We start from the raw sequence: 15,282 nt of genomic DNA on the forward strand, positions 1-15,282 counted from the left end.
GCGAGCCTGCTCGCGAAGAGGCCGTGTCAGTTGACATCAATGCTGTCTGACACACCGCTTTCGCGAGCAGGCTCGCTCCCACCCGGGGGGTGGTTAGCCCGCCGGTTGCAATGTGCCCTCCGGGCCCGCAACAGCCTGCTGAGGCTTAAGCTCGCGGGCAACGGTCCAGACGATGAACGCGGCGACGATGTCGAAGATCGCCAGGGTCACGAACAGTGGGCTGTAGCCGATCTTGGTCACCATCACGCCGAATACCAGGGTGAAAGCGGCCGCGCCGAGGTAGCCGAACATGCCACCCATGCCGGTAGCCGTGGCCACTTCGTTTTTGCCGAACGAGTCAGAGGTGATCGCATACAGCGCCCCCGACAATGTCTGGTGCGCGAAGCCGCCGATGCATAGCAGCGCAATCGCCGTGTACGGGCTGGCGACCAGGCCGATGCACGCCGGGCCGATCATGCACGAGGCACCGAACAGCAGGACCATTTTGCGCGAGGTGAACAGCGAAACTTTGCAGTGCTTATGGAAGAACGGGCTCAGATAACCGCCGAGCACGCAGCCAAGGTCGGCGGCGAGGAACGGCAGCCAGGCGAACATTGCGATCTCCTTGATGTTCATGTGCCGCTCGGTCATCAGGTACAGCGGAATCCACGCGTTGAAGGTCTGCCAGGCTGGTTCGGAGAGAATCCGTGCACTGGCGATGGCGTAGAAATTACGGCTGCCGATGATTTTCTTCCAGCTGCCTTTTTGAGTGGCCGGTTCCTTGAAATGCTCTTCCTGGCCGCTGAGGATGTAATTGCGCTCTTCATCGCCCAAGCGCTTTTGATCCCGAGGATGTTTGTAGAGGATTACCCACAGGAAGCTCCAGAGCACTCCAAGGCCGCCGACGATCAGGAAGGCCAGTTCCCAGCCACTGTGCAGGATTGCCCAGACCACCAAGGGTGGCGCCAGCAGTGCGCCAATCGACGAACCGATATTGAACCAACCGATCGCCACCGAACGTTCCTTGGCCGGAAACCATTCGGTAGTGGCTTTTACGGCCGCCGGCAAGCCCGCTGCTTCCGTGAGCCCGAGTAGGCCTCGAACGAATGCCAGGCCCTGCCAGCCACTCGCCAGCGCAGCCAGTGCGCAGGCAATCGACCAGGCGAAAGCGAAAATGGCGAAGCCCATTTTGGTGCCAATGGCATCGATGATGTAGCCGGCCACCGGTTGCATCAGCGCATAGCAAACCTGCCACGCGACGACGATGTGCGAGTACTGTTCGGTGGAGATGTTCATTTCGCTCATCAGGGTCGGCGCGGCCACTGAGAGGGTATTGCGAGCCAGGTAGTTGACTATGAGGCCGGCCGTTACCAAACCGACCATCCACCAGCGGATGCCTTTGACTTTCATCTCTTCACCATCATTTTATTTTTGGAGTTATGGGCGCTGCCATTGTTGTAGGTTGTCGTACAACATTCGCATTTATAGGAGTGCAAGGATGAATGTGTCAACAAATATGTCAGGGATTTTGCAGGGTGAGTCGACGGGCGGGACAGAGTGTCATCGTATAACCTGTAGGGGCGAGTGCGCTCGCGATGGTCGTCAACGATGACGAGGGCAGCCTGAATGAACGCGGCGTTCTCAGGTTTTTCGCGAGCATGCTCGCTCCTACAGGGGGATGCACGTTACCGGCGATGCAGGAGGCCGCGCAGGGCGAGGACGGCAGGGATGCCTAATCCAAGCCAGCTCAGGCCATCCCAAACGCCATCGCCGAGCAACGCGGCAAACAACCCGCCCGCGCTGAACAAGGCGATTACGGTCGGGGTGGCGAACACCTTCCAGAAACTCGACTGCCGGGGCCTCATGCCACGCTCTCCGCTTTTTCCAGTACGGGTTTCATCGCCTTGCGCCGCACCACCCACAGGTAAACGCCACTGCCAAGCACAATGATCGTCAGCACATCCAGGGTGGCCCAGAGGATTTGCATCGGCATGCCGCCGTAGTCACCGAAATGCAAAGGCTGCGACATGCCCATGGCGTCCATGTACCAGGGGCGCTCGGCCACGGCGGTGACTTCCAGGGTGCTGGCGTCGATCAGCACCGGTGTCAGCAAGTGCGAGGTCAGGTGTGTGCTGCCTTTCATGAACACCGCGTAATGGTGTTCGCTGGAGAACCGCGTGCCGGGGAAGGCAATGAAATCCGGTTGCATGCCGGGTGCGACTTCCTTGGCGATGTCGAGCAAACGTGTAGCCGGCGCCAGTTGCGTCAGCGGGGGCGCATCGCGATACGGCGCAACCATCGCGCTCAGGCTGTCGTGGCGCCACGCGGCAATCAACAGGTCGGCGCAGGCACTGATCACGCCGGTTACGCCGACCACCAGGGCCCAGGTCAGGGTCACCACGCCGATCAGGTTGTGCAGGTCGAGCCAGCGCAGGCGGGTGGATTTGTCCTGGCGCACGGTGGCGAATTTCAGGCGGCGCATGAACGGCAGGTACAGCACGGTGCCGGACACGATCGCGACGACGAACAGCAAACCCATGAACGCCAGCAACAATTTGCCCGGCAGCCCGGCGAACATGTCTACATGCAAGCGCAGCATGACCATCATGAAGCCGCCATTGGCCGACGGCATCTCCAGCGCTTCGCCGGTGCGGGTGTCGAGCATGAAGGTGTGGGACGAGTTCGGCTCGGTGCCGGCGGTGGCCGCCATGATCGCGATTGCGCCGTTGGGCTCATCTTCGTCGAAACCGAAATACTGCATGACGTCACCGGGACGATGCTTTTCAGCTGCCTGCACAAGCTGCTGCAGATTCAGTTGCTGCGTATCTGCCGGCATTTGCTTCAACTCGGCGGCATCGCCCAGCAAATGGTCGATCTCATGGTGAAAAATCAACGGCAGGCCAGTCAATGCCAGCATCAGCAGGAACACCGTGCAGATCAGGCTGGTCCAGGTGTGGACAAAGGACCAGCGGCGAATTGTTTTACTTTTCATTTCGTGGCCTCCAGAAATACCCAGGCCGTCCTCGAAGGACGGCCTGGGTACCGGGCGTGTCAAATCAAGTCGTTACCACTTGTAGTCAAGGCTGGCCATGACGTTGCGGCGGTCGCCGTAGTAGCAGTAGAAACCGTCACAGGTCGAGATGTATTCCTTGTCGAATACGTTGTTGGCATTGACGCTGACACTGACGCCCTTGAGTGCATTGTCCAGGCGGCCAAGGTCGTAATGAACGGCCGCGTCATAGACGGTATAGGCATCGCTGTGGCCGTCTGACGGATCGCGAACAAAGGCCATGCTGCCGATGGCGATGTTGTCGGTTTCGCCGATATAGCGCACACCAAAGCCGATTCCAAAGCCGTCTAGGAAACCGGTATGCCAGGTGTAGTCAGCCCATGCAGCGGCCTGGTTTTCCGGGGTCAGTGGCAGCGGGCGGTTTTTGTCCAGCGGATCGGTGACTTTGGTCATCTTGCTGTTGGCGTAGGTGTACGAAGCCGTCAGGTTCAGGTTTTCGTTGACGTTGCCGGTTGCCTCCAGCTCGAAGCCTCGGACTTTCGCTTCACCCAAAGGGCGAGATACGCCCAGGGTGTCGCTGAGTACGATGTCCTTGCGGGTCAGGTCATAGGCGGCGGCTGTGAACAGCATGTCGATGCCCGGTGGTTGGTACTTGAGTCCGATTTCATATTGCTTGCCGGTTCCGGGGCGGAATGCCTCGCCGTTGGCGCCACCCGCTTCTGCCTGGAAGGATTCGGCATAGGAGATGTAGGGAGTGAAGCCGGAGTCGAACACATAGCTGATGGCCGCGTTGCCGCTGAAGTGGGTGTCGTCGCGGGTGTCCTTGGCATTGTTCATGTTGTAGAACGTCGAATCCGTGTGCAGCCAGTCCTGACGACCGCCCAGGGTCAGGCGCCAGTTGTCGAGGGCCATCTGGTCCTGGACGTAGAGGCCTGTGTCATGGGTCTTCTGGTTGTAGTCATTGAACGCGGTGTATTGGACGTTACTGAAGTCCTGGCCGTAGATGGGGTGGGTGATGTTGCTGGTTGGCGCGTTGCCGAACAGCCATTTGTAGTTGGTGTTGACGCGTTGGTGATCCAGCCCCAGCAACAGTGTGTGCCTGATGGCAGCGGTGTCGAAATCGCCCTGGAAATTGTTATCCACGGCAAACTGGCTGAGGTCTTCGTCAACTACGTTGGCACCCCGGGACAGGGTGCCGTCGTCTTCGACCGAACCATAGAAACCGCCCGCGGTAATGCTCTGGAAGGACAGATCGCTCTTGGTATAGCGAAGGTTCTGACGGAACTGCCAAACGTCGTTCATCCGATGCTCAAAGGCATATCCCAACGCGTAATAGGTCTTGTCGTAGAACTCCCATTCCGGATCGCCAAGATTCTTGTGGAACTTCACTTCTCCAGCGGGCGAGGACAGTTTGGTGCCCTGTAGCGGAAGGAACTGGCTGGTGGTGCCGGTATCGTCACGGTTGTACTGGCTAAGGAAAGTGAGTTTGGTATCGGGATCGATGTTCCAGGTCAGGCTGGGAGCGATGTTGTAACGCTTGTCGTCGATGTGCTCGATGGTGGTGTTGCTATCGCGCACCACACCGCTGACACGGTACAAAAAACGCCCTTCGTCATCGACCGGACCGGTACTGTCGAAACTGATCTGCTTACGCTCATAGCTGCCAACTTGCAATTGCACTTCGTTGCTGGCCAACGCATCAGGGCGTCGGCTGACCATGTCGAGCAGGCCGCCAGGCGGTGTCTGGCCGTAAAGCGAGGAGGCAGGGCCGCGCAGCAGGGCTACTCGCTCCAGGTCCCAAGTCTCTATTTTCGGCATGGTGTAAGTGCCCTTTGGCAGCTGCAATCCATCGAGAAACTGAGTGGGCTCAAATCCACGAACTTTCAGCCACTCGGCACGGCTATCGCTGCCGTAGCTGCTGGCAATGACCCCGGGCATGTAGCGTACGGCGTCATCGAGATTCTGTACGGCGCGGTCTTGCATCTGCTCGCGGGTGGCAACAGAGATCGAGCGCGGTACTTCGGCCAGTGCCGTGTCGGTCTTGGTGCCGGCAGCGGTGCGCTTGGCCAGGTAGCCTTGCACCGGACCCCAAGCGTTTTCAGTCTCTGCTTCTACACCGATGACGCTGGTTGCCGGCAAAGCCATCACGCCCTCAGGCATGGCCACCAGGGTGTAGGTGCCGCCGCTTTGCTCCAGTTGCAGCTCGGTGCCGCGCAGGGCTTCGCGCAGGGCGCCGGCAGCGTCGAACTGGCCCTGGACCGGGGCCGAACGCTTGCCGGCGGCCAGCGACGGGTTCAACGACAACGCCAGGCCGGCCTGGCTGGCAATCTGGTTCAGGGTACTGGCCAGTGGTGCGGCCGGCAGGTTGTAGGCACGAACGCTGGACGCCTGCTCAGCGGCGACCAGTTGGCTGCTGGCCAAAGGCGTGCAAAGAGCAATGGCAAGCGCCAGCAAACCGGGGCGCAACAAGGCGTCTAACGAACGGGACATACGGCGGCTCCTGAAAGTGAATACTTCTCAATTGCCTAAGTACCGAACGAAAATCAAAAAGTGATAGGGCTGGATGGAAATAATTTAGATTCAGTCAATAAAGTTGGGTTTTGTGGCGGATCTGATGGCCTCATCGCGGGCAAGCCCGCTGCCACAGGTTCTGCACTGACCGGTAATTTTGTGACCGTGGCTTGCCCGCGAAGGCGGCTTCACTGACGCAGCACCTTTTAGGGCCTGGCCTCGGTCTTCGCCGCCACCGTCACCCACCATTGCGTACGATGCTCAATCTGCACCGGCAGCGTTGGCAACAGCGCGCTCAGGGCGAGGTCGGTGTTTTGCAACGGGAAGCTACCGGTGATCCGCAGGTCGGCCACTTCCGGCGCCACACCCAGTAGACCCGGGCGATAGCGACCGATTTCATGCACCAGATCTTCCAGTCGCGCGTTGTCCACCACCAGCATGCCGCGGGTCCAGGCATCGGCGCCGAGGTTGAGCGCGACAATCGGGCCCAGGCCGTCGCTGCGAATCAGCATTTGCTGGCCTTCGCGCAGGACCTGCTCCTCAGGACTTGATTGCGGATGGGCGGCCACCGCCGATTGCAACACGCTCAGGCGCGTACCTTGCTCTTCACGCTTGACCAGGAACCTTGTGCCCAAGGCGCGCATGCGGCCTTCGCGGGTTTCAACGATGAACGGCCGTGCGTCGCCGTGGCCGGTTTCGATCAGTATTTCGCCTTCCTGGAGGATGACCCGCCGCTGCTTGTCATCGAAGCGCACGTCCACGGCACTGTGGGTGTTGAGGTTGATCAGGGTGCCGTCGTCCAGGCGAATCGTGCGTTGTTCGCCGGTGGCGGTGCGCTGGTCGGCCAGCCAATAATCGATCGGCAGATAGCGCTCACCGGCGTATAGCGCCAGGCCGAACACCGCAACGATGCTGGCCAGGCCGCTGCCGAGCTTGCGCACCCGGCGGCGAATGCCTTCGCGCGATTGCAGCAGGGCGGTGCGGGCCGGGCCGCTGGCGACGCTGAAACGCTGGTCGAGCATGCCCAATTGACGCCAGGCGCGGGCATGTTCTTCGTGGGCGGCGTGCCATTTGGCGAACTCTTCGCGTTCCACAGGGCTGCCGGAGTCCAGGGACAGTTGCCAGGCGATGGCCGCGTCGAGCACCTGTGCCGACACCGGCTTGGAACTGACCGGGTTCATGTCGGCTCCCCGTACAAGGCGATGTAGCACTGACGGATGCCTTGGGCCAGGTACTGGCGCACTCGCGGCACCGATACACCAAGGCGCTCGGCGATTTGCGCGTGGCCGAGGCCATCGAGTCGATTGTAGAGGAACGCCGCGCGGGCCTTGCTCGACAGCTTGCCGAGCAGGCGATCGATGTTTTTCAGGTCTTCGAGGATCATTTGCTGTTCTTCCACCGACGGTTGTTCGGCTTCTGGAATCAGCATCAGTTCGGTGAGATAAGCCTGCTCCAGCGCGGCGCGGCGGAAGTAGTCGAACAGCAGGCCCTTGGCAATCGCCACCAGTAATGCCCGCGGCTCGCGCGGCTCTTTCAGTTCTTCGCGCCCGAGCAAGCGCACGAAAGTGTCCTGGCTCAGGTCCTCGGCCCGTTGCGGGCAGGCGACATTGCGCCGTAGCCAGGCCAGTAGCCAACCGCGGTGGTCGCGATATAGCGCACCGACGAGCTCACTTTGGGGGCTTGGAACTGACGACACGCAGCATCACCGATTGGGAAATATTAACTAACGAGAATTGTTCGCGATTGTGTCAGAGGCGGGGGAGTGAAAGCAATTGGCGTTGGTCGGGTAGGAGATTGTCGGATGACCCTGTAGGAGCTGCCGCAGGCTGCGATCTTTTGATTTTGATTTCCAAGATCAAAAGATCGCAGCCTGCGGCAGCTCCTACACGGAACGGCGTGACCGTTAGAAAGATGGCGTTTGCTGCCGCCGCTTCCACTGGTTCAACCGCTGTTGCAGGTTCAGCGGGCTGTGAATCTGCTGCTGCCGTGCGCGACTGAACAGGATCAGCGCCAGTTCGGCGGTCGCCAGGGCGTCGGCGCTGGCGTTATGGCGCTCGAAGACTTCCAGCTTGAACCAATCGATCCATTCGTCCAGGCCGGCCTCGCGGATATTGGCCTGCGGGCACAGCAGCGGGGCGATGTCCGCAACATCCATAAAGGGATGTTGCAACTTGTAGCCCAGGTGCTCTTTCAATGCGCGTCCGAGCATGTGCTGGTCAAAAGGCGCATGAAAGGCCAGCACCGGGCTGTCGCCGACAAACTCCATGAACTCGAGCAACGCCTCAGCCGGGTCACTGCCGGCGGCGATTGCACTGGGCCCCAAGCCGTGAATCAGCACACTGGGTCCGAGTTTGAGTTCGTCGCATTGCAAGGTGCGCTCGAACTGCCGGCTGAAATCGATCGCGCCATCCTCGATCACCACGGCGCCGATAGACAGTACCCGGTCCTTGTTCATGTTCAGTCCCGTGGTTTCCAGGTCGAGCACTACCCAGCGCTGTTCGCGCAGGCTGCATTCACTTAATCCCTGGACCACAGGCAGGCGTTGAAGGCGTTGTTGCAGGTCCGCGGACAAGCTCGGGCCGGCGGGGCGCAACCATGAAAAAAGGCTCATAGTTGGTAGCTCATAATTGGTATCGCAGGGACAGGCTGCTTTGCAGGCGTTGGGCCTGGCGCAGGGATTCGCGCAGGATGCGTCGATCCAGATGATTGAGGCTGTCGGGGTCGACCCGGTTGGAGTAAGGCAAATTCTCCCGGGTCTGTAGCTGATGTTGCTGCATGCGGGTTTGCTGGATGAAGTGATAGGCCTCTTCATACGCTGCGCCATCCAGTGGCTCGATGACCTCTTTGGCCACCAGTTGGCGAAAGCGCTCCAGGGTATTGTTCGCTTCGATGCCGTGGGCGAGGGCGAGTAACCGCGCCCCGTCGACAAAGGGGGTCAGGCCCTGGATCTTCAGGTCCAGCGTGGCTTTTTCGCCATTTTTACGCGCCAGCACGAACTCACGGAAACGTCCTACGGGCGGACGATTGCGCAACGCGTTTTCAGCCATCATGCGCTGGAACAGTCGGTTGTCGGCCACCTGGTCGAGAATCGCGCGGCGCAGTTGTTCGCAGCCTTGCTCGCTGCCCCAGACCACGCGCAAATCGAAATAGATGCTCGACCCCAACAGATTCTCCGGCGTGGCTTCGCGAATGAACGCACCAAATCGTCGGGCCCATTCGACCCGCGACAGGCAGAGTTCCGGGTTGCTGGCCATGATATTGCCTTTGCACAGCGTGAAACCGCAAAGCGCCAGGCTTTGGTTGATCTGATGGGCAATGGGCAGCAATTTCCCGCGAATCTCGGCGGCGTGGGCCGCGTCCCGCGCTTCGAACAGAATGCCGTTGTCTTGATCGGTGTGCAGTGTCTGTTCGCGGCGTCCTTCGCTGCCGAAACACAGCCAGCTGAACGGAATGCCCGGATCGCCTTTCTCAGCCAGGGTCAGCTCTATCACCCGGCACACGGTGTGGTCGTTGAGCAGGGTGATGATGTGGGTGATCTGGGTCGAAGACGCACCGTGGGCCAGCATGCGTTCCACCAGTTGACCAATTTCGCCACGCAGCAGCACCAGGTTTTCCACACGCTGGGCGCTGCGGATGGTGCGCGCCAGGTGAACCAGGTCGACCCGTTGCAGGGAAAACAGATCGCGTTCCGAGACCACACCGCACAGGCGCTGATCCTTGACCAGGCACACATGGGCGATATGCCGCTCGGTCATCGCAATCGCGGCATCGAAGGCACTATGGTCTGGAGACAGGTAAAACGGCGACGGGGTCATGTGCCGCTCGATCGCCTCGTTGAAATCGCCGATGCCGTTGGCCACGACATGGCGCAAATCGCGCAGGGTGAAAATGCCCAGCGGCGCTTTATGTTCATTGACGATCACGATGCTGCCGACCTGCTGCTCGTGCATTTGGGTCACGGCTTCGCGCAAGGGTGTGGTTGGGGTGCATGTCACCGGATGGCGCATGGCCAATTCGCCCAGGCGGGTATTAAGCGAGTATTGGGTGCCGAGGGTTTCCACGGCTTTTTGCTGGACCTGTTGATTGACCTGATCCAGCAGGCTGCTAACGCCCCGTAAGGCAAAATCGCGAAAGGTGCCGGAAATGGCGAACAACTTGATGAATGCAAGTTTGTTCAGCTGTAGGCAAAAGGTATCTTCGGCGGCCAGGTGTTCGGTGCGTGTCGCCCGCTCCCCCAGCAGCGCGGCGAGGGGGAAGCACTCGCCTGTGGTGATTTCGAAGGTGGTTTCGGTCCCGCCCTTGGCCGAGTGCGGACGCTCGCCGACCACCCGGCCTTGCTTGACGATGTAGAAGTGTTCAACCGGACCGTCCGCGGGCTTGATGATGCTCTCGCCGGGGGCGTAGAAACGCAGCTGGCATTGTTCTACCAGGTACGCCAGGTGGGCGTGTTCCATCTGGTTGAAGGGCGGGAAGCGTTGAAGAAATTGCAAAGTACCCTGGATGTTCTGCAACACCGCGGTTTTCCCTGCCTGTGTGAAGGCGTCCGCTTTACTCATAACCATTACCGCAGTCTTTTTGAATTGTTGTTGTCGGATGACTCATTCATGGTCCACCCCTACGGTCGGGGTGCCCATTGGACGTAAGTCTAGGTAGGACGCAGTTGTAATGCTGATACAGAAAAACCCTACGCAAATGTAGGAAAAACCTCACCTTGTCCCTCTTGGAAAATTTTCCGACGGAGTGCACATTGAAGGTCTGCTTAGCGATGTCTCACCACTGTGCTAGGGAATTGAATTGAACATGTAGAGAATGCCATGTCCGACCACGATATTTTGAGTGACGACGAGCGCCAGGCGCTCAGTGACGTCATGCTGGAACCCGACCTGCCGCCCCAGCGGGTGCTGATCGTCGACGACGACAAGGATGCCCGGGAGTTGCTCTCGGAGATTCTGGCAATGGACGGCATTCGTTGCTTGACGGCCGCCAGTGGCGAAACCGCACTCAAGATGCTGGAAGAGAAACCCTCGATTGGCCTGGTGATCACCGACCTGCGCATGGGACATGTCGATGGCCTGGAGCTGATCCGCCAAGTGCGCGAATCGGTGCGGGCGGCGATGCCGATCATCATCGTCTCTGGCGACGCCGACGTGAAGGACGCCATCGCCGCGATGCACCTGAGCGTGGTGGACTTCCTGCTCAAGCCCATTGATAGCGGCAAGTTGCTTGAGTTGGTCAAGCATGAGTTGGGGATGGAGCCTTAGCAGGGATTGTTCCCACGCTCTGCGTGGGAATGCAGCCCGGGACGCTCCGCGTCCCGTTAAGAGCCGAACGCGGAGCGTCCGTAGAGGCATTCCCACGCGGAGCGTGGAATAAAAAAGCCCTGGTCTTTCGATCAGGGCTTTTTTGTGTCCGGCGTCAGTGCTCAGTTACAGGCCATTGGCAGCCTTGAACTGGCGACGACGACGGTGCAGGACCGGCTCGGTGTAGCCGTTGGGCTGCTTGGTGCCTTCCACCACCAGTTCGACGGCCGCCTGGAAGGCGATGTTGCTGTCGAAGTTCGGTGCCAGCGGACGGTACAGCGCATCACCGGCATTCTGACGGTCCACCACTGGCGCCATGCGCTTGAGGCTTTCCATCACCTGCTCTTCGGTGACGATGCCATGACGCAGCCAGTTGGCGATGTGCTGGCTGGAAATACGCAGCGTTGCACGGTCTTCCATCAGGCCGACGTCATTGATGTCCGGCACCTTCGAGCAACCAACGCCCTGGTCGATCCAGCGCACCACATAACCCAGAATGCCCTGGCTGTTGTTGTCCAGTTCGTTCTGGATCTGTTCGGCGGTCCACTGTGGGTTCACTGCCAGCGGGATGGTCAGGATATCGTCCACCGACGCAGGGGCACGCTTGGCCAGTTCGGCCTGACGGGCGAACACGTCAACCTTGTGGTAGTGCAGCGCGTGCAGCGCGGCAGCGGTCGGCGAAGGCACCCATGCGGTGTTGGCACCCGCCAGTGGGTGAGCGATTTTCTGTTCCAGCATCGCCGCCATCAGGTCGGGCATGGCCCACATGCCTTTACCGATCTGTGCACGGCCTTGCAGGCCGGTGCTCAAGCCGATATCAACGTTGGAGTTCTCGTAGGCGCCAATCCATTTTTCGGCCTTCATGTCGGCCTTGCGCACCATCGGGCCGGCTTCCATGGAGGTGTGGATTTCATCGCCCGTGCGATCGAGGAAGCCGGTGTTGATGAACACCACGCGCTCGCTGGCAGCCTTGATACAGGCCTTGAGGTTGACCGTGGTACGGCGCTCCTCGTCCATGATCCCGACTTTCAGGGTGTTGCGAGGCAGGCCCAGCACGTCTTCGATGCGCCCGAACAGCTCGTTGGTGAACGCAGCTTCTTCAGGACCGTGCATCTTCGGCTTCACGATGTAGACGGAACCGGTGCGGGTATTTTTGCGCGACGTATTGCCGTTCAGGTTGTGCATCGCCGCCAGGACAGTCACCAGACCGTCGAGGATGCCTTCCGGTACTTCGTTGCCATCTTTATCGAGGATCGCATCGATGGTCATCAGGTGACCGACGTTACGCACGAACAACAACGAACGACCATGCAGGCTCAATTCGCTGCCGTCGACGGCGGTGTAGGTGCGGTCGGCGTTCATGGTGCGGGTAAACGTCTTGCCGCCCTTGGCGACTTCTTCCGCCAGGTCGCCCTTCATCAGGCCGAGCCAGTTGCGGTAGATCACAACCTTGTCATCGGCGTCGACGGCGGCGACGGAGTCTTCGCAGTCCATGATGGTGGTCAGTGCGGCTTCCATCAGGATGTCTTTGACACCGGCAGCATCGGTCTGGCCGACCGGGGTGCTGGCATCGACCTGGATTTCGAAATGCAGGCCATGGTTTTTCAGCAGGATCGCGGTGGGTGCCGCCGCATCGCCCTGGAAACCGATCAACTGGGCGTCGTTGCGCAGGCCGCTGTTGCTGCCGCCTTTAAGGGCGACGACCAGTTTGCCTTCAACGATTTTGTAGTGTGTCGAATCGACGTGGGAGCCGGCCGCCAATGGCGCCGCTTCGTCGAGGAAGGCCCGGGCGAAGGCGATGACCTTGTCGCCGCGAACCTTATTGTAGCCTTTGCCTTTTTCCGCGCCGTCAGCCTCGCTAATGGCGTCGGTGCCGTAGAGCGCGTCGTACAGCGAACCCCAGCGGGCGTTCGAAGCGTTGAGCGCGAAGCGGGCGTTCATCACCGGCACCACAAGCTGTGGGCCGGCCATGTGGGCGATTTCTTCATCGACGTTTTGCGTCGTTGCCTGGAAATCGGCCGCTTCTGGCAGCAGATAACCGATGTCTTGCAAGAAGGCTTTATAAGCCACGGCGTCGTGTGGTTGACCGGCACGGGATTGGTGCCAGCCGTCGATACGAGCCTGGAAATCATCGCGTTTGGCGAGTAGGGCTTTGTTCTTCGGCGCCAGGTCATGGATGACCTTGTCGGCACCGGCCCAGAATTGGTCGGCGGTGAGGCCGGTTCCGGGAATGGCTTCGTTGTTCACGAAGTCGAACAGGACTTTGGCGACCTGCAGGCCACCGACTTGAACGTGTTCAGTCATTGCTTGCCTCACTCTGCTCAGCTATTTCGCTTTTCAGCTCTTCAATTTAACAATGAAGCCTCTGGCCATTTAAACCACAAACCCTGCGACCAGTACATGCCATTTCTGACGGCTGGGTGGGGACCAATCAACGGCTTTAGGGCCTTGCTGACAGGGCTTTCAGGGATGCGTCTGCGCCTGCGGCGGACATCGATCCAACGTTATGTAGTGCGCGCAGCGGCATACTACATGATGAGTTGCGGTTGTGAAAATTAGACTAATTACGTCGTTCTGCGACCCCATGACGCATTGCAGTCACGCCGGGGATGAGGATGTTCTCAAAAAAGCATGAGATTGTTCCAGTTAAATATAAAAAGTTGTACACGATTTATGTTGCGCAGGTTCTGGTCGGGGCCGATTCGCGAGCAGGCTCGCTCCCACAAAGCCCTGCGCCGACCTTGTGGGAGCGAGCCTGCTCGCGAAGAGGTCGGACCTGCCAGCGCCGAATCAACCCTTGCCTATACTTCTCTTTCAATAACAAAAGAGGGCTGCGCCATGGACCACCTCGTACTCACTGTTTTTGCACCGGACAAGCCTGGGCAGGTCGAGCGCATAGCCCAATGCATCGCCGAGCATGGTGGCAACTGGCTGGAAAGCCGCATGTCGCGCATGGCCGGGCAATTCGCCGGGATTCTTCGGGTGGGGGTCCCGGCGGAAGCCTACGATTCACTGGTCGATGCCCTGCAAGGATTATCGGCCCACGGCATTCGCGTCTTGATCGCCGAAAGCGGTATCGAACAGTCTTGCACCTGGAAGCCGATCGCCATGGAGCTGGTGGGCAATGACCGGCCGGGGATCGTGCGCGACATCACGCGCTTGCTCAGTGAACAGGGGGTAAACCTGGAACGGCTGGTGACGGAGGTGCGTCCGGCCCCCATGAGCAGCGAGCCTCTGTTCCACGCCGAAGCGATATTGGCGGTGCCCCTGACGCTGTCTCTGGACGTGCTGCAATCGCGCCTGGAAACCTTGGCGGACGATTTGATGGTGGAATTGGTACTGCGCAGTGAACCTTGATCCGGTTATCCAGTTTAAACGTGCACCTGCCTGTGGATAACCTGTAGAGACAGCCCGCCAGGCCGCGCCGGCCGTGGCTCTTCAAAGATTGATCAAAAAACCAGCAGTTTCAGTAACTTGCGCACAAACGGCGGGGATCACGCTGTGGATAACCTTGGGAAGGATCGATGCAGGCCACGGATAACGTGGCCTGTAGAGAGTTGTGTGTTTTTTGATCAGCTGCGGCGGCGCAGGCTGAACCAGGCATCGACGCTGTAGACCGCCAGGCCCGCCCAGATGAAGATGAACGCAACCAACGTACTCGACGACAGGTGCTCATCAAACAGCAGGACGGCCTGCAGCAGCACCAGGGTCGGTGCCAGGTATTGCAGGAATCCCAGGGTCGTGTAGGGCAAATGCCGCGCGGCAGCGTTGAAGCAGACCAGCGGCACCAGCGTTACCGGACCGGCAGCCACCAGCCACCAGGCCTCGGAGGTGGTCCAGAATTCAGCCTGGGCGCTGCTGGCGGTTGGATTGAGTAGTAACCAGGCCAGTGCTATCGGCACCAACATCCAGGTTTCGACCACCAATCCCGGGAGCGCCTTGACCGGCGCCTGCTTGCGAATCAACCCGTAGAAACCGAAGGTCAATGCCAGCACTAGCGACACCCAAGGCAGGCTGCCCACTTGCCATACTTGTTGCGCCACGCCAACTGCCGCCAGCCCCACGGCAATCCATTGCATGCGTCGCAGCCGCTCACCGAGGATCAGCATCCCCAGCAGCACGTTCACCAAGGGGTTGATGTAGTAACCGAGGCTGGCCTCCAACATGCGCCCGTTGTTCACCGACCACACATACGTCAGCCAGTTGGCGGCGATCAGCGTACCGCTCAGGGCCAGGATCGCCAGCCGACGTGGGTTCTCCCGTAGCTCGCGCCACCAGCCCGGATGTTTCCAGACCATCAGCAACAAGGCGCCGAACAACGCCGACCACAGCACGCGGTGAATGATGATCTCCACGGCGGGCACGTTGGCAATGGCCTTGAAGTAGAGCGGGAAAAGTCCCCAGATGATGTAGGCACTCAGGCCCAGAATGTACCCGCGACGCAGGTTGGCGGCTTGCATGCAGAATCCTTGCTTAGGCAGC

12 protein-coding genes and 1 pseudogene are annotated in these 15,282 nt (G+C 59.8%); 3 read left to right on the forward strand and 10 right to left on the reverse strand.

Going from position 1 to position 15,282, the window contains the following annotated elements; all coding sequences use genetic code 11:
* Nucleotides 1–93: 93 nt before the first annotated feature.
* Nucleotides 94–1,389 (reverse strand): MFS transporter, encoded by a 1,296-nt coding sequence (locus QLG10_RS25355; RefSeq protein WP_110750456.1) that lies wholly within the window; start codon nt 1,387–1,389, stop codon nt 94–96.
* A 185-nt stretch (nt 1,390–1,574) separates the two neighbouring features.
* Between QLG10_RS25355 and QLG10_RS25360 the strand changes: the two are divergent.
* Nucleotides 1,575–1,652 (forward strand): annotated as a pseudogene (locus tag QLG10_RS25360) (outer membrane lipoprotein carrier protein LolA); the annotation flags it as partial.
* Nucleotides 1,653–1,664: 12 nt separating this feature from the next.
* Here the strand turns inward: QLG10_RS25360 and QLG10_RS25365 are convergent.
* The 7 genes from QLG10_RS25365 to QLG10_RS25395 all read right to left on the reverse strand — a co-directional run bounded on the left by QLG10_RS25365 (nt 1,665) and on the right by QLG10_RS25395 (nt 10,056).
* On the reverse strand, nt 1,665–1,844 hold the full coding sequence (locus QLG10_RS25365; RefSeq protein WP_248678081.1) for a hypothetical protein: 180 nt from the start codon (nt 1,842–1,844) through the stop codon (nt 1,665–1,667).
* On the reverse strand, nt 1,841–2,971 hold the full coding sequence (locus tag QLG10_RS25370; protein WP_110750462.1) for a PepSY-associated TM helix domain-containing protein: 1,131 nt from the start codon (nt 2,969–2,971) through the stop codon (nt 1,841–1,843). Before QLG10_RS25370 ends, QLG10_RS25365 begins: the two co-directional genes overlap by 4 nt.
* Nucleotides 2,972–3,043: 72 nt before the next feature.
* Nucleotides 3,044–5,479 carry a TonB-dependent siderophore receptor gene (locus QLG10_RS25375; RefSeq protein ID WP_282488227.1) on the reverse strand — a complete coding sequence of 812 codons (2,436 nt, stop codon included), beginning with the start codon at nt 5,477–5,479 and terminating at the stop codon, nt 3,044–3,046.
* 227 nt (nt 5,480–5,706) lie between these two features.
* The gene (locus QLG10_RS25380; protein WP_188263485.1) at nt 5,707–6,681 is read right to left on the reverse strand and encodes a FecR family protein; all 975 of its coding nucleotides are present in this window, start codon (nt 6,679–6,681) and stop codon (nt 5,707–5,709) included.
* The gene (locus QLG10_RS25385) at nt 6,678–7,196 is read right to left on the reverse strand and encodes an RNA polymerase sigma factor (RefSeq protein ID WP_110750468.1); all 519 of its coding nucleotides are present in this window, start codon (nt 7,194–7,196) and stop codon (nt 6,678–6,680) included. The genes QLG10_RS25380 and QLG10_RS25385 overlap by 4 nt, the downstream gene beginning before the upstream one ends.
* Before the next feature lie 207 nt (nt 7,197–7,403).
* Nucleotides 7,404–8,111, reverse strand: a complete 708-nt coding sequence (locus QLG10_RS25390; protein ID WP_110750469.1) for a 3'-5' exonuclease — start codon at nt 8,109–8,111, stop codon at nt 7,404–7,406.
* Between the two features lie 10 nt (nt 8,112–8,121).
* Nucleotides 8,122–10,056, reverse strand: coding sequence for a putative nucleotidyltransferase substrate binding domain-containing protein (locus tag QLG10_RS25395; RefSeq protein ID WP_349016960.1), 1,935 nt, complete (start codon nt 10,054–10,056; stop codon nt 8,122–8,124).
* A gap of 258 nt (nt 10,057–10,314) precedes the next feature.
* Here QLG10_RS25395 and QLG10_RS25400 point away from each other — a divergent pair, with 258 nt between their 5' ends.
* Entirely contained in the window at nt 10,315–10,761 is a 447-nt protein-coding gene (locus QLG10_RS25400; protein WP_110750473.1) for a response regulator, read from the forward strand.
* Nucleotides 10,762–10,926: 165 nt separating this feature from the next.
* Here QLG10_RS25400 and QLG10_RS25405 read toward each other — a convergent pair whose 3' ends face one another.
* On the reverse strand, nt 10,927–13,104 hold the full coding sequence (locus QLG10_RS25405) for a malate synthase G (RefSeq protein WP_110750475.1): 2,178 nt from the start codon (nt 13,102–13,104) through the stop codon (nt 10,927–10,929).
* A 534-nt stretch (nt 13,105–13,638) separates the two neighbouring features.
* Between QLG10_RS25405 and QLG10_RS25410 the strand changes: the two genes are divergently transcribed.
* The gene (locus QLG10_RS25410; protein WP_110750477.1) at nt 13,639–14,157 is read left to right on the forward strand and encodes a glycine cleavage system protein R; all 519 of its coding nucleotides are present in this window, start codon (nt 13,639–13,641) and stop codon (nt 14,155–14,157) included.
* Nucleotides 14,158–14,372: 215 nt separating this feature from the next.
* Here the strand turns inward: QLG10_RS25410 and rarD are convergent, their stop codons facing one another.
* Nucleotides 14,373–15,260: an EamA family transporter RarD gene (gene rarD, locus QLG10_RS25415; RefSeq protein WP_083349832.1), complete on the reverse strand. Its 888-nt coding sequence runs from the start codon at nt 15,258–15,260 to the stop codon at nt 14,373–14,375.
* Nucleotides 15,261–15,282 lie beyond the last annotated feature (22 nt).

Source organism: Pseudomonas sp. V98_8 (assembly GCF_029967975.1).
GTDB lineage: Bacteria > Pseudomonadota > Gammaproteobacteria > Pseudomonadales > Pseudomonadaceae > Aquipseudomonas > Aquipseudomonas umsongensis.

What these genes read in the sequence shown, in the direction of transcription:
- QLG10_RS25355 (WP_110750456.1), bottom strand. Translation starts at nt 1,389, where the DNA reads ATGAAAGTCAAAGGCATCCGCTGGTGGATGGTCGGTTTGGTAACGGCC.
- QLG10_RS25365 (WP_248678081.1), bottom strand. Translation starts at nt 1,844, where the DNA reads ATGAGGCCCCGGCAGTCGAGTTTCTGGAAGGTGTTCGCCACCCCGACC.
- QLG10_RS25370 (WP_110750462.1), bottom strand. Translation starts at nt 2,971, where the DNA reads ATGAAAAGTAAAACAATTCGCCGCTGGTCCTTTGTCCACACCTGGACC.
- QLG10_RS25375 (WP_282488227.1), bottom strand. Translation starts at nt 5,479, where the DNA reads ATGTCCCGTTCGTTAGACGCCTTGTTGCGCCCCGGTTTGCTGGCGCTT.
- QLG10_RS25380 (WP_188263485.1), bottom strand. Translation starts at nt 6,681, where the DNA reads ATGAACCCGGTCAGTTCCAAGCCGGTGTCGGCACAGGTGCTCGACGCG.
- QLG10_RS25390 (WP_110750469.1), bottom strand. Translation starts at nt 8,111, where the DNA reads ATGAGCCTTTTTTCATGGTTGCGCCCCGCCGGCCCGAGCTTGTCCGCG.
- QLG10_RS25395 (WP_349016960.1), bottom strand. Translation starts at nt 10,056, where the DNA reads ATGAGTAAAGCGGACGCCTTCACACAGGCAGGGAAAACCGCGGTGTTG.
- QLG10_RS25400 (WP_110750473.1), top strand. Translation starts at nt 10,315, where the DNA reads ATGTCCGACCACGATATTTTGAGTGACGACGAGCGCCAGGCGCTCAGT.
- QLG10_RS25405 (WP_110750475.1), bottom strand. Translation starts at nt 13,104, where the DNA reads ATGACTGAACACGTTCAAGTCGGTGGCCTGCAGGTCGCCAAAGTCCTG.
- QLG10_RS25410 (WP_110750477.1), top strand. Translation starts at nt 13,639, where the DNA reads ATGGACCACCTCGTACTCACTGTTTTTGCACCGGACAAGCCTGGGCAG.
- rarD (WP_083349832.1), bottom strand. Translation starts at nt 15,260, where the DNA reads ATGCAAGCCGCCAACCTGCGTCGCGGGTACATTCTGGGCCTGAGTGCC.